Source organism: Verrucosispora sp. WMMD573 (genome assembly GCF_027497175.1).
Lineage (GTDB): Bacteria > Actinomycetota > Actinomycetes > Mycobacteriales > Micromonosporaceae > Micromonospora.
Map to the genome: position 1 here is coordinate 82,710 of NZ_CP114901.1, position 12,476 is coordinate 95,185.

At 70.5% G+C, this 12,476-nt stretch carries 15 protein-coding genes, 1 tRNA gene and 1 pseudogene; 6 read left to right on the plus strand and 11 right to left on the minus strand.

What is annotated here, in order from left to right; translation table 11 throughout:
- Positions 1–147: 147 nt before the first annotated feature.
- The 3 genes from O7601_RS00370 to O7601_RS00380 all read right to left on the minus strand — a co-directional run bounded on the left by O7601_RS00370 (position 148) and on the right by O7601_RS00380 (position 2,835).
- The gene (locus tag O7601_RS00370; protein ID WP_155220929.1) at positions 148–354 is read right to left on the minus strand and encodes a hypothetical protein; all 207 of its coding nucleotides are present in this window, start codon (positions 352–354) and stop codon (positions 148–150) included.
- 70 nt (positions 355–424) lie between these two features.
- Positions 425–1,771, minus strand: coding sequence for a dipeptidase (locus O7601_RS00375; protein WP_281566743.1), 1,347 nt, complete (start codon positions 1,769–1,771; stop codon positions 425–427).
- Between the two features lie 281 nt (positions 1,772–2,052).
- The gene (locus O7601_RS00380) at positions 2,053–2,835 is read right to left on the minus strand and encodes a hypothetical protein (protein WP_281566744.1); all 783 of its coding nucleotides are present in this window, start codon (positions 2,833–2,835) and stop codon (positions 2,053–2,055) included.
- On the opposite strand from O7601_RS00380, the gene O7601_RS00385 reads away from it, so the two are divergent.
- Complete coding sequence (locus tag O7601_RS00385) at positions 2,770–3,171, plus strand: rhodanese-like domain-containing protein (protein ID WP_281566745.1); 402 nt, start codon at positions 2,770–2,772, stop codon at positions 3,169–3,171. The two genes, O7601_RS00380 and O7601_RS00385, sit on opposite strands and share 66 nt — an antisense overlap.
- A 116-nt stretch (positions 3,172–3,287) precedes the next feature.
- Here the strand turns inward: O7601_RS00385 and O7601_RS00390 are convergent, their stop codons facing one another.
- The 4 genes from O7601_RS00390 to O7601_RS00405 form a co-directional block, all read right to left on the minus strand.
- Positions 3,288–4,823: a cobyric acid synthase gene (locus O7601_RS00390; protein ID WP_281564330.1), complete on the minus strand. Its 1,536-nt coding sequence runs from the start codon at positions 4,821–4,823 to the stop codon at positions 3,288–3,290.
- A complete protein-coding gene (locus O7601_RS00395) occupies positions 4,820–5,851 on the minus strand; it encodes a cobalamin biosynthesis protein (RefSeq protein ID WP_281564331.1) in 1,032 nt (343 codons plus the stop codon). Before O7601_RS00395 ends, O7601_RS00390 begins: the two co-directional genes overlap by 4 nt.
- A 196-nt stretch (positions 5,852–6,047) precedes the next feature.
- Positions 6,048–6,839 (minus strand): single-stranded DNA-binding protein, encoded by a 792-nt coding sequence (locus O7601_RS00400; protein WP_281564332.1) that lies wholly within the window; start codon positions 6,837–6,839, stop codon positions 6,048–6,050.
- A gap of 196 nt (positions 6,840–7,035) precedes the next feature.
- Positions 7,036–7,164, minus strand: coding sequence for a hypothetical protein (locus O7601_RS00405; protein ID WP_281564333.1), 129 nt, complete (start codon positions 7,162–7,164; stop codon positions 7,036–7,038).
- Between the two features lie 24 nt (positions 7,165–7,188).
- On the opposite strand from O7601_RS00405, the gene O7601_RS00410 reads away from it, so the two are divergent.
- From O7601_RS00410 to O7601_RS00425, 4 genes are all read left to right on the plus strand, one after another.
- A complete protein-coding gene (locus O7601_RS00410) occupies positions 7,189–7,605 on the plus strand; it encodes an HPF/RaiA family ribosome-associated protein (protein ID WP_281564334.1) in 417 nt (138 codons plus the stop codon).
- Positions 7,606–7,662: 57 nt separating this feature from the next.
- Complete coding sequence (locus O7601_RS00415) at positions 7,663–7,869, plus strand: hypothetical protein (protein WP_281564335.1); 207 nt, start codon at positions 7,663–7,665, stop codon at positions 7,867–7,869.
- Between the two features lie 78 nt (positions 7,870–7,947).
- Entirely contained in the window at positions 7,948–8,985 is a 1,038-nt protein-coding gene (locus tag O7601_RS00420; RefSeq protein ID WP_281564336.1) for an alpha/beta hydrolase, read from the plus strand.
- Between the two features lie 94 nt (positions 8,986–9,079).
- Positions 9,080–9,152 (plus strand) — tRNA-Arg (locus O7601_RS00425).
- A gap of 222 nt (positions 9,153–9,374) precedes the next feature.
- Here the strand turns inward: O7601_RS00425 and O7601_RS00430 are convergent.
- Positions 9,375–9,560 carry a hypothetical protein gene (locus O7601_RS00430; protein ID WP_281564337.1) on the minus strand — a complete coding sequence of 62 codons (186 nt, stop codon included), beginning with the start codon at positions 9,558–9,560 and terminating at the stop codon, positions 9,375–9,377.
- A gap of 241 nt (positions 9,561–9,801) precedes the next feature.
- Between O7601_RS00430 and O7601_RS00435 the strand changes: the two genes are divergently transcribed.
- Positions 9,802–10,134: a PIN domain-containing protein gene (locus O7601_RS00435; RefSeq protein ID WP_281564338.1), complete on the plus strand. Its 333-nt coding sequence runs from the start codon at positions 9,802–9,804 to the stop codon at positions 10,132–10,134.
- Between the two features lie 177 nt (positions 10,135–10,311).
- Here O7601_RS00435 and O7601_RS00440 read toward each other — a convergent pair.
- The 3 genes and pseudogenes from O7601_RS00440 to O7601_RS00450 all read right to left on the minus strand — a co-directional run.
- Positions 10,312–10,407, minus strand: a pseudogene (locus tag O7601_RS00440) (LacI family DNA-binding transcriptional regulator); the annotation flags it as partial.
- Positions 10,408–10,950: 543 nt separating this feature from the next.
- Positions 10,951–11,775, minus strand: coding sequence for a hypothetical protein (locus O7601_RS00445; protein ID WP_281564339.1), 825 nt, complete (start codon positions 11,773–11,775; stop codon positions 10,951–10,953).
- A gap of 171 nt (positions 11,776–11,946) precedes the next feature.
- Entirely contained in the window at positions 11,947–12,378 is a 432-nt protein-coding gene (locus tag O7601_RS00450) for an FCD domain-containing protein (RefSeq protein ID WP_281564340.1), read from the minus strand.
- Between the last annotated feature and the right edge of the window lie 98 nt (positions 12,379–12,476).

Here is a 12,476-nt window from a genome sequence, read left to right on the forward strand (position 1 = left end):
CCACCACCGACAACCGGCGCGACCTGCGTGCGGACCCGACGGCCGGCGCGAGGTTGCGGTCCGACAGCCGTGCCGCCGCCCCGGCGGGCCACCAACGTCGCCCGCGCTCCCGGCGACGGCGGCCCTCCCGGCGACGGCGGCGCGTCGTCAGGCCGGAACCGGCTCCTCGATGCGCAGCCCGCGGGCACGGACACCGTCGGCGATGCGGGACAGCGACGCATCCAGAGCGACCAGGGCGGCGGACAGCTCGCCGAGCTGTTCCTTGAGCGTGTCGTCGGGCCACGCGGAGACGTCGACGTCCCCCAGAGCGATGACGGCGGCCTCCAGGCGGGCCAGAACCTCATTCGTACGCATGTTCGAGAGGCTACAACAGCCCCGCGCCCGACACACCGGAAACGGCCACTGTCGGTACGAAGTTACGGGTTCACCCGCGACCCGCCTCAGCCACTCTGGCCAGCAGCAACGCCTCGGCGAGGCAGACCCGGGCGAACTCGCCCAGGTGCAGGCTCTCGTTGGGCCCGTGGGCCCGGGCGTGCGGGTCCTCCACCCCGGTCACCAGGATCGCCGCCTGCGGGAACAGCTCCTGGAAGGTGGCGATGAACGGGATGGAGCCGCCGACGCCGATCTCCACCGCTTCGGTGCCGTCCCAGGCGGCACGGAAGGCCGATCGAGCCGCATCGAACATCGGGCCGCTGGCGTCGATGACGCAGGGGGCCCCGTCGTGCTCGAAGCTCACCTCGACCTGCGCGCCCCATGGCGCATGCTGCTTCAGGTGGGCGCGGAGCGCCGCGTACGCCCGCTTCGGCTCGTCGCCCGGTGCCAGCCGTACGCTGATCTTGGCCTTGGCCGCCGGAACCAGCGCGTTCGGCGCCTCGCAGGTGGCCGGGGCGTCGATGCCGAGCACGGCGAGCGCCGGCTTGGTCCACAGCCGGTCGGTGATCCGGCCGGTGCCGAACAACCGCACGCCCTCGGCCAACCCGGCCTCGGCCCGGAACCGGTCCTCGGGGTAGTCGATGCGGGCCGCCTCCCGGCCGACCAGGCCGGCCACCGCCACGTTGCCGGCGTCGTCGTGCAGCGTGGCGAGCAGCCGGACCAGGGTGGTGAGCGCGTCCGGGACGGCGCCGCCGAACATCCCGCTGTGCACGGCGTGGTCCAGCGTTCGTACCTCGACGAAGCAGTTGACGATGCCGCGCAACGAGGTGGTAAGTGCCGGCACCCCGACATCCCAGTTGCCCGAGTCGGCGATCACGATGACGTCGGCGGCGAGCTTGTCCCGGTGCTCGGCGAGCAGGCGCTCCAGTGAGTCGGAGCCGTACTCCTCCTCACCCTCCACGAACACGACCACACCGACCGGCAGCCGGTCACCGTACGCGCGCAGCGCCGCAACGTGCGCCATGATGCCGGCCTTGTCGTCGGCGGCACCCCGCCCGTACAGCCGGCCGTCCCGCTCCACCGGCTCGAACGGGTCGGACTCCCACAAACTCGCATCGCCGATCGGCTGCACGTCGTGGTGGGCGTAGAGCATCACCGTCGGCGCACCGGGTGGTGCCGCCTTCCGGCCGATCACCGCGGGCTGACCACCGGCCCGCGCCACCTCCACGTCGAGGCCGCAGCCGCGCAGCAACTCGGCCACCGCCTCGGCGGAGCGCTCGACGTGGGCGTGGTCGAAGCCTTCGAAGGCAATGCCGGGAATGCGGACGAGACGCTCCAGGTCGGCCCGTACGCCGGGCAGCTCCCGCGCGACGGCCTCCCGCAGGTCGGCCTCGGTCATGATCGGTGTGGTCATGACCGGAATCGTATGCCGGCCTTACCGAAGGGCGCGGCCCGCGTGGCGGGTCGGACCACCGCCGCAGCCCGAACCAACGGGCCGGAGCGCGGCGGCGCGGGACGCGGCACGGCGACCCGACGGCCACTACACGGCGACCCGACGGCACAGCACGCCGTTCCGACGGCGCAGGACGCGGGACGACGCCACCGCCGTCGCGTCCAGCCGCTCGCAGTCTGGCCATTCGCAGTCTGGCCGTTCCAGCACGGGCGGCGTGGTCGGTGTGATCAGCCGCGCCGGCAGTAGTAGCGCTCGGCGTCGTGCGGTAGGGCGGGCGCGCCGTCGACGATCAGATCGGCGCGGGCCTCGGTGCGGTCGGCGGCGAAGTGGGCACGTTCGGTGACATGCCAGCGTCGCAGCTCCGGCAGGATGGTCGGGCCGTCGCGGGCCACCGCCCGGTTCAGCCGCAGTGGCTGCGGGGCGGTGACGAAGACCGCCAGGGTCAGGTCCGCCACGGCGGTCGTCCGGGCCGCGCTTACCCCCTCCACGATCAGCGCCGGCGACACCGGGACCGGCACCGGCGTGGGCAGGAACCGTCGCCGCACCCAGCTGTACCGCCGGTAGGCACCGGCCCGCCCGGCCCGAACCGGCGTCAGCACCTGCTCCTCCAACCGCTCCCAGAAGGTCAGTTGGTCGTCCCACCCGTCCAGCAGGTCGTCGGTGTGCACCACCGGTGGCCGGGCCGCATCGGGCGTCTCACCGGCGAGGGCGTCGGCGAGGCGCGCGGCGAAGACCGTCTTGCCGGCGCCACTGTGCCCGTCGATGGCCACCAGCCGGGTACGCCCCAGCCGGGCCGGCCCCGCCAGCACCCGTCGAGCCAGTTCGGCGTACGCCTCGAAGACCGCCACCACGGACACCGACGTTACCGATCGGGTTGTCCCGGACCACTTCGGTTCGCGCACCCGCGCACCGGACGGCATGCTCGTGGCGTGTCCCATTCCGTGATGAGTCCCGGTGTCGAGGCGTTGCTGGAACAGGCCCGCGCGGGTATGGCCCGGTTGACCCCGCAGGAGACGGTGCAGGCCGCGAGCCGGGGTGCACTTCTGATCGACACGCGCACCGACGCGCAGCGACGGGAACAGGGCGACCTGCCCGGCGTCATCGTGATCGACCGGACGGTGCTGGAGTGGCGGCTCGACCCGGCCAGCGACTGGCGGATACCCGAGGCCACCGGGTACGACCTGGAGATCGTCGTGATGTGCCGACAGGGGTACAGCTCCAGCCTCGCAGCCGCGAGCCTGCGCGCCCTGGGCCTGCATCGGGCGACCGACATGATCGGCGGGGTGGAGGCGTGGGAGTCGGCCGGCCTGCCCTTCTCCGACCAGCCCGCCGACGTCCGCAACTGATTCAGTCGGCGATCAGGCACCAGCGCCGCGACGAGGTCCGGCTATGGATGTCGATCCTCACGAGGTGGTGCCACAGTGGAATGTCCCGCCGATGTCCGCCGACCGAGCACCCTGCCTTAAGGTGCCCCGGGTGGGACGAACGGTAGGTCGGTCGGGGGGCCGTCTTCGATGAGTCGCCACAGGGCGTCCGTGTCCAGGTGCTCCTCGACCAGGTCGCCGAGCAGGTCGAGACTGCGTTCCCGGGCAGCGGCGAAGGAGGTGTCCGGCGCGACCCGGAAGCCGGTGCGTCCGGCGAGTCGGGCCGCCCGGGTGAGGAACCAGCGGCGGAACTCGTCGGACTCGAACGTGCCGTGCCAGTGGGTGCCGTGCACGACGCCGTGCGTGGCACCCTCGCCAGCGCCACCGGTGTACCGCAGCAGCGGGGTCAGCTGCGGGTCGGCGGTCGAGACGTACCCGTGGTGGATCTCGTAGCCGTGGACCGGACGGTCACCCTCGGCGCTGCCCGCCGCCGGCCGGACGGTCTTGCGGTGATCGAAGGTGATCTCGATGGGAAGCAGGCCGAGGCCGGGCACGGTGCCCTGCCGGCTCTCCACCGGGTCGTGGATGGCGCGGGCCAGCATCTGGTAGCCACCGCAGATGCCGAGCACCGGACGGCCGGCCGCCACGTGCGCGATGACGGCGTCGGCGAGACCCGTCTCGCGAAGCCAGGCCAGGTCGGCCACCGTCGACTTCGAGCCGGGTAGCACCACCAGGTCGGCGGCGGCCAACTCGGCCGGTTCGACGGTCAGCCGCACCCGCACCCCCGGCTCCGTCGCCAACGCCTCGACGTCGGTGGCGTTGCTGATCCGGGGCAGCCGCAGCACGGCCACGTCGAGCCACTCGGCGCCGCGCGGAGCGGCCGGGCGACCGAGCACCCGGCCGTAGGCCAGCGAGTCCTCCGCGTCGAGCCACAGGTCCAGCGCCCAGGGCAGCACCCCGTACGTCGGGCGACCGGTGAGCTGGCGCAGCATCGCCAGCCCGGGAGCGAGCAGGCCGAGGTCACCCCGAAACTTGTTGACCACGAAGCCGGCGAGCAGGGCCTGATCGGCGGGTTCGAGCAGGGCGAGGGTGCCGAACATGGCGGCGAACACGCCACCCCGGTCGATGTCACCGATGACGATGGTGGGCAGCCGCGCGTGCCGGGCCAGCCCCATGTTCACGTAGTCGCTGTCGCGCAGGTTGATCTCCGCCGGGCTGCCGGCACCCTCGCAGATCACCACGTCGTACTCCGACCGCAGCTCGGCCAGGGCCGCGTAGGCGGTCTCGGCGAGCCGGGGACGCAGGGTCCGGAAGGTGCCGGCGGTGATCGTGTCGACGGCCTGGCCGAGCAGCACCACCTGACTGGCCAGGTCGCTGCCGGGCTTGAGCAGCACCGGGTTGAATCTCAGGTCCGGCGCGAGCCCGCAGGCCGCCGCCTGCATCGCCTGTGCCCGGCCGATCTCGCCACCCCGGCCGTCCGGCCCGAGCACCACCGCGGAGTTGTTCGACATGTTCTGCGCCTTGAAGGGCGCGACCTTCACACCTCGGCGGTGCAGCCACCGGCAGATGCCGGCGGTGAGCACACTCTTGCCGGCGTCCGAGGTCGTCCCGGCCACCAGCAGCCCACCGGTCACTGGCCGCTCCGCAGCCGCAGCGGTCGAGGCGGCCGCAGGGGTCGGACCGTCCGGAGCGTCCGGCGGGAAGCGACGCCGACCAGTCGGCCGACGGTCAACGGATACGCCACGGCGAGACCGAGCGCCGCCAGCCCGACCGCCCGGGAGATCCGCGCGGCCCGGGCCAGGTGCCGGGCCTCGGGACGTGGACCGTCACCGAGGAACGGACGCACCTCCGTACGGCCGAAGTACACGTTGCGTCCGCCCAGGCGTACGCCCAACGCCCCGGCCATCGCCGCCTCGCACTGCCCGGCGTTGGGGCTGGGATGGTCGTCGCGGTCCCGCCGCCACACCCGCCAGGCACGTTCCCGATCTCCTTTGCCGGCCGGTGCCAGCGCCACGGTCAGCAGCCCGGTCAGCCGGGCGGGCACCAGGTTGAGCAGGTCGTCCAGGCGGGCGGCGGGCGTACCGAAGCGGGCGTAGCGGACATTACGGTGGCCCACCATCGCGTCGAGGGTGTTCGCCGCACGGTAGCCGAGCAGGCCGGGCAGCCCGGCGACCGCACCCCAGACCAGTGGGGCGACAACCGCGTCGGAGGTGTTCTCCGCCACCGATTCCACCGTCGCGCGTGCGAGTTCGGGCTCGTCGAGGGGCGTCGGATCCCGCCCGCAGAGATGCCCGAGCCGCTGCCGCGCGACGGGCAGGTCACCACCGCGCAGTGACCGGCCCATCGCCTTCGCCTCGTGCCGCAGGCTACGCCCACCCAGCACCGCCCAGGTGCCGGCGGCGACCAGCGCCGCCCGGGCCACCGGCCGATGCCGGGTGCCGACGGTGGCGGCCACACCCATCACCACCGGCGCGCCGACGCAGAGCGCGGCGAACACTCCACCGGCCAGCCGGTCAGGGCGGTAGAGGCGATGTTCCAGGGCGGCGGCGGCCCGGCCGAACCCGGCCACCGGGTGTCCACGACGCGGGTCCCCGAACAGCGCGTCCAGCGCGTAGCCCGCGACAAGTCCCGTCGCGTTCGCCACCGCCCCCGCGTGTCGCACGGCATGTCACCCCCGGGCCGTCAGCCTAGCCGAGTTGAGCACCTCGATCGGCCCGCCCGTGGCCGCCCCGAATATCGCCGCCCGTGGTGGCAGGTGACCGGGCACGTCACCGGCCGGTCACCTGCCACCACTGGCGAGGCGCACACCGTCAGGCACGAGCCGGCCACCAAAGCCGCCGTGGCCAGCTTCCGCTTCGTCAGACGGGCTGTGGCAGCCGTCCGCGCCCTCGACGACCACGCCCGGTCGCGGCATCGCCCGCCCCCGATTCCTCCGGGCGCACCGCCGACCCGGCCTCGACCTCGGTGGCTTCGGCGGGCACCGGGGCCAGTTCGTCGGCGACGCCAGCGCCGGGGAAGTCGTCCAACTCCCCCGACGGCAGCCGGTCGTCGCCCGACGACTCGGACCCGCCCGTCGAGCCCGGGTCGAACCCGCCGAGCCCACCTGGATCGAGATTGCCGTCGAGACCGGCAGCGAAGCCGGACATGTCGGCCAGTTCGAAGTCGTCGTCGACCGGGCGATGATCGGGCCGGGCGGGTGCCTCGTCGTCCGGTACCGGCTCGGTCGGTTCCCCGTGCACCCGCCGCTCCGCCTCTGGGTCGGAGACCGCGCTGGTGGCCAGGGTGGGCCGGTTGCGCAGGAACCTCCCACGCCCCCGGGACAGGTCGTGACCGACCGCGACGGCCTCCAGCTCGTAGAGGGTGCGATGGTTGCCGGCGTCGTCGACCCAGTCGCGGGTGTAGAGCCGGCCGCAGACCACCACCGGGTCGCCGACCATCACCGAGGCGGCGACTCCCTCGGCGAGCTTGCGCCAGCAGTTGACGCGGACCCGCAGGCTGTTGCCGTCCACCCAGCGCCCGCTGTCCCGGTCGAGGCGTCGGGCGGTCGAGGCGACCTTGAAGTTGGCCACCAGGGTGTTGCTCTGGGCGGTGCGCCGCCATTCGGGCGCGGTAAGAACATTTCCGACAATCGTCATATAGGTATCGAACATCGTCCCTCCTTCTACGGATCGGGGCGTGGCTTCGGCGAGTCGACTCGCCACTGAGCCTGCCGCCCGTCGCCCTTCGCGGACAGCCCAGGAGGCGGCACCTGTGGACGACCGGACCACCTGTGGACAAACGCCTGATCAAGGTCCTGATGTGGTAGGCCGATCGCCCCTGCCCGCCGGGGCGACCGGCCATCGATGATCAATAGGAAGCGGAAATGGTCACGTTCCGGACGGAGCCGACCTGGGTAGAGATCTGAACAACCGCGCCCGTGAGCACGACGTCGAACGAAAGGTCAGCGATCATGATGATGACCAGCACCCGTTCCACCCGCCTTACGGGGCAGGTGCGGCGATGAGCGCCGTGCAGGACCCGGCCACGGTGGCCACGTGCCTCCGGCTGGGCGCGGGCTTCTCCGACCGGGAGCGGAATCGCATCGTCGAGCAGTTCGCCACGCTCGACGCCCGCCTGGCCGGCTTCCACGCCGACGCCACCGACATGGAGCTGTCGGTGAAGGACCGGGACGCCAAGGGTCAGAAGGTCACCCTGGAGTGCTGGATCGCCGGGCGGCAGCGGGTCGTCGCCACCTCGACCGAGGAGGACCTGCACGCCGCGCTCAACGACGTCCGCGACGACCTGCGTCGTCAGCTGAACGATGCGAAGACCCGGCAGGAGCCGCGCAACAACAAGCACCTGCGGGTCAACGAGCCGCCCGGCCCGGCCGCGCCGACCGACGAGTTGGCCGGCGCCGGGACGACCGACGAGAGGTGAGCGCGTAGCCGGCCGATCGACATGGCGGCCGGCGCGCCCACCGTGGAGGTGAACGACATGCCCAACGTGCAGCAACCCGAGATGCGCCGCAGCGGCGAGACCCGGCTGGTCCAGGACAGCGACGGCCCGGTCGAGGGCGGCTCGTCCTCGGCCCGACGGGAGCACCGCTCGGTGCCGATCGACCAGGTGTCGCCGTACGGCCCCGATCGGGGCCGGGCCTCTACCTCGCATGAGCCGTCCGGACGCGAGGCCGTGGGCGATTGACCAGGAGGTAGCCCTCGTCCGCCGGGTGCGGGCGGGCGGGGGCTACCGCCCGGTAGCCAGCCGCAGTACCGTCAGCGGGTGGAACCGGACGTGCTTGGGCCGCCCTACGAGCGGCAGATCATCGACCTGGGCAGGGATGACGAGGGTCCGGTGGTGGCGACGCTGGTCCGCCGCCGGGCGGAGCGGCCCACCGGACGCGCCGTGCTCTACGTGCACGGCTTCGTCGACTATTTCTTCCAGACCCACGTGGCCGACTTCTTCGCCGCGCGCGGCTGGGACTTCTACGCTCTCGACCTGCGCAAGTACGGTCGCAGTCTGCTGCCGCACCAGACCCCGAACTTCTGCCGCGACCTCGGCGACTACTTCCCGGAGTTGGACGCCGCCGCACGGCTCATCCGGGACGAGGACGGGCACGACACCCTGCTGGCCATGGGCCACTCCACCGGCGGCCTGATCATCTCGTTGTGGGCCGATGCCCGCCGGGACGCCGGGCTGGTCGACGGACTCTTCCTCAACAGCCCCTTCTTCGACCTCAACGCTTCCTGGTTCGTGCGGCGACCCCTCGCGGCCGCCGTCGCACGCCTGGGCCGCAGGGCGCCGCACCGCATCCTTCCGTTCGGAATCGGCACCGTGTACGGCGAGAGCCTGCACGCCGACCATCGCGGCGAGTGGACGTACGACCTGGCCTGGAAGCCGCTGGCCGGCTTCCCCGTCCGGGCCGGCTGGCTGGACGCGATCCGCACCGGTCAGCGGCGGCTACGTGCCGGACTGGACATCCCGGTGCCGGTGCTGCTCGCCTGCTCCACCCGATCGTTCCGAGGCACGAAGTGGCAGGACGCGGCGACCCTGGCCGACGCCGTCCTCGACGTCGAGCACATGGTCCGCTGGGCTCCCCGGCTCGGCCAGCACGTCACCGTGTCCCGCTTCGACGGCGGTCTGCACGACCTCACCCTCTCCGGCCCCGCCGTACGCGAGAAGGTCTTCGCCGAGGTCGGTCGGTGGGCCGAAGCCTTCCTCGGCGCCGGGCCGACGACGAGCCGCCCGACCCCGCCGCAGCCCCGGCCCTCGACCGAGGAGGAGCAACCAAGGGCAAGCCACTCCCCCGCGGACGCCTGACCCTCGTCGACACCCGGCCGCTACGCCCGGCCTGACCACCCGTTTCACCGGACAGCGGCCGGGCGGCGGTACCCTTCTCGCGCGATACCACGTTGCGCCCGTAGCTCAGCGGATAGAGCAGGGGACTTCTAATCCCAAGGCCGCAGGTTCGAATCCTGCCGGGCGCGCTCCACCACATGGCTCTGACCTGCGGTTTCTAACAATTTTCGCGATCTTTATCAATGACATTCTTAGATTTAGGCATACCTAAGGTGAGCCCAGGTGTGCAGCCCTCGCCCGACGAAGCACCAGACAAGTGGTGACTTCGAACGCCAACTCTCGGACAGGGAGCGTCCGGTACGTGTAGGCAGTAAGACGCCAACAAGACCGATTACGACCCGGTGGACAAGTTATCCGTGGCGCTCCGTCGGCACCGTCTCCGCCAACTGCTCAACCTGATCAGTGTCGGCAGCAGCGCCGGACCCGGCACGCATGCTTTCGGTCTTGAGTCGTAGCGCGGGTCGTTCGACCAGCCGCCAGGCGGGTACGGCGAAGGGCGTGTCGGCGAGGAGGCCGGAGATAGGAAATTGCTCCATCGAGGCAGCCCAACGCTGGTGAACTCCGACCATGTTTCAGCAGCGCCGCCGCCTGCGCTTCCGCCGTTGCCGGGCCGGGCGGTGGTGTACTGCCATTCACCTGGTCCCGCAACGAGTACCTACGCCGCAAGTTCGAGGAGAACATCACCCCCGCCGGCGACCGGACCGTCACCACCGAGGACTGGCAACGATCCGCAGAGACCTTCGCCGACCTCGCCGACCCCACAGTGATGGAGGCCGCGTGGCGGTGACGAACTGGCTGATCGACAAGTCCGCCTACGCACGCCTCCAACACGGCCACACGGCGCGCTCCGGAGAAGCCGGACGCCGACAATTCGCCGCCCCACCGCTGTCACTCATGCCGATCGAACACCTCACACCCGCCATCGAGGACCGGGCACTGGACGTACAGATGCTGCTCGCCGACCGCGGCCAACACCGCGCCCCCTCCATCCCCGACCTACTGATCGCCGCCACCGCCGAAAAAACCGCACTGACCGTCCTGGCCGTCGACAAAGACTTCGACCTCATCGCCACGCTCACCGGCCAACCGATCGAAACCCTGCCCGACTGAGCCGCACCCGCAAACCGCAAAGCCACCACGCCGGCGAGACCGAAACAGGTGCTCCGACCTCAGCCAAGCCGAAGCCAAGAGCAACACACCCAGATCACCAACCCGCCAGCCCCCGACAACGCGGTTCCCGCGGCCTCCCGCCTGGAGAGCCGCGGATCGCCATTGGGCTGTTCACCGACGCTGCCGGGTCTGCTCGCGGACGTGAGGATGCCCGTTGAGCACCCGGGACACCGTTTGGCAGGAGACGCCGACGAGGCGGGCGACGTCTGTCATCGCAGGACCGCTCACGGTGCCACACGTCCAGTCCGCCTGCTACGTGCTCCAAACCGTTCGACGGCGAATCGGGATGCACCCGGTACACACACGCCGTCACCAGGCCTTCTTGAAGTAACCGGGGCCCGTACCGTACCGCGTCGGACGATCAGCTCAGGGTTGGTCAGCCCCGTCGGCCACAGGTCCGTGCCGTCCATGCGAGCGATGATGTCGATCATGCACCGCCAGCCGATCTCGGCGAAGTCCTGTCGGCCGGTCGTCAGTGGCAACTGAAAGAGCAGCCAAAGGTCATTCGCAAGCTGACCGCTGACGGACGACGCGGCTCTGACCCGCCGTCCGTGCGTGACATCGACATCGTGAAACACTCATAGAACTCTCGCCGGAACCAGCCAGCCCGACGATGTCAGCCGGACGGACGGTCATACACACTGACACAAGAACAGCCCTCGGCCGATGATGATCTTGTCTGGACAAGAAGCTCATCGACCAAGGGCTGTTCCGTGACTCCCCGGGTTCCCCAAGACCCCGAGGATCAAGATCGAATTAGGTGAGGAAGGTGCGCAGCTTGTTGGCGTTGCCGGCGTCGTCGCCGGTGATGATGTAGTACATCATCCCCGAGTCAGAGACGTCTCCCTTCTTGTTCATGATGTTGTTGACCACGTTGTGCACGTAGCGCAACCGCTGGTCGGAGTTGTTGGCCATCCAGGCCCACTTCTCCTCACCACCACCGGTGCCCAGCCCGGCGTTCTGATCCGGGATCCTCTTGTACTTGACCTGCGGGAAGTCGCGGCGAATATCGGCCAGGTTCCACCTGTTGTCGTCGTCGTCGTGGTTGTTGTTCCAAGCCGAGTGCGAAATCAGCGTGACGTGCTGGTGCACCGCCGTGTTCGAACCCTGCAACGCCCGGTAAATCACCCCCATCGGGCCTGCTCCCACCAGACACAGCCGGCTGCCAGCCGTCGAGGCGTTGACCGCTGACCGCAGACTGGTCACCGCGCCGTTCAGATTGGCCTGGCTATCCCGGAAGATTCCGCTCACGTTGTACCCGAACTGGCCACCAGTCCCTTCGGTCGCGGTCTTCATGTCTCGCTCCCAGCTCGCGTTGGAGCTACCGAGGTGAGAGTTGTAGTCCCAGTGCACCAGCCGCGACTGCTGACCCTTCTCAGCGAGCAGCGCCAGCGCCATCGACGAGGCGCCGATGTCGTCGCGGTCGTGGTAGTTGCCGTCTGAACTCCACGCAATCCGCTCACAGCCGAAGTTCAACGCTGGTGCGGCGGCAGCCGCTGGCACCGCCAGCGACGAACCGAGCAAAGCTGCAGCTGCGATCGCTACCATCGTGCGCGCCGCCAGCCTGGTGGTTCGTACCATGCCCTTCTCTCCTTGCATTCGGGACGGTAGGTGGTGTGATGCATCCATTGAATACACTGAATACCATCGACGTCAATAGATGCAGAAGACAACCTAGAGCTAGCCATGACGTGCCGGTCCGGAAAGCCGGAGCCGGCCGATCATGGCCCGTCGCCGACGACCGGTCGCGACTCAGGACGGGCCGATGGCGGGCACCACGACGGTGCCGCTACGAATGTTCGGCACGGCCGCCCGGATGTGCGACCGAGCCAGGTCCTCGGCCCGGTCGGCGTCACCGTCACCGAGCGCCTCGATGATTGCCAGGTGCTCCGGGTGCGTCTCGTGCGGATCGCGATAAAGGCCGGGTGCGAGGCTGGTAGTGAGGATTCGGTGCACTTCGGCCGTCCGGCTGAGCAGGGGCTCGCCAGCCAACTCCAACAGGGCCCGGTGGAACGCCACATCGGCCTGGTAGTACGCCTCAGCCGCTCCGGTCGCCGTGAGGTGCTCGTACGCATCTTCGAAGAGCACCCGGAGCCGGGCCAGTTCGGCGCGGCCAACCTTGCTGGCGGCGAGCCGGCAGGCCAGCCCCTCCAGCACGGCGCGGATCTCGAAGACAGCGGTCATGCGCTCGGCGTCGAAGCCTTCGGCGTGCCATCCTCGAGGGCCGGCGCTCACAAGTCCTTCCCCCTCCAACCGGGCCAGGGCGCGGCGCACAGGGGTGC

Coding starts and splice junctions, on each gene's coding strand:
- O7601_RS00375 (WP_281566743.1), bottom strand. CDS start 1,771: ATGACCGAGGCCGACCTGCGGGAGGCCGTCGCGCGGGAGCTGCCCGGC.
- O7601_RS00410 (WP_281564334.1), top strand. CDS start 7,189: ATGAGCGCCGTGCAGGACCCGGCCACGGTGGCCACGTGCCTCCGGCTG.
- O7601_RS00415 (WP_281564335.1), top strand. CDS start 7,663: ATGCCCAACGTGCAGCAACCCGAGATGCGCCGCAGCGGCGAGACCCGG.
- O7601_RS00385 (WP_281566745.1), top strand. CDS start 2,770: ATGAGTCCCGGTGTCGAGGCGTTGCTGGAACAGGCCCGCGCGGGTATG.
- O7601_RS00370 (WP_155220929.1), bottom strand. CDS start 354: ATGCGTACGAATGAGGTTCTGGCCCGCCTGGAGGCCGCCGTCATCGCT.
- O7601_RS00445 (WP_281564339.1), bottom strand. CDS start 11,775: ATGGTACGAACCACCAGGCTGGCGGCGCGCACGATGGTAGCGATCGCA.
- O7601_RS00430 (WP_281564337.1), bottom strand. CDS start 9,560: ATGGAGCAATTTCCTATCTCCGGCCTCCTCGCCGACACGCCCTTCGCC.
- O7601_RS00400 (WP_281564332.1), bottom strand. CDS start 6,839: ATGTTCGATACCTATATGACGATTGTCGGAAATGTTCTTACCGCGCCC.
- O7601_RS00450 (WP_281564340.1), bottom strand. CDS start 12,378: ATGACCGCTGTCTTCGAGATCCGCGCCGTGCTGGAGGGGCTGGCCTGC.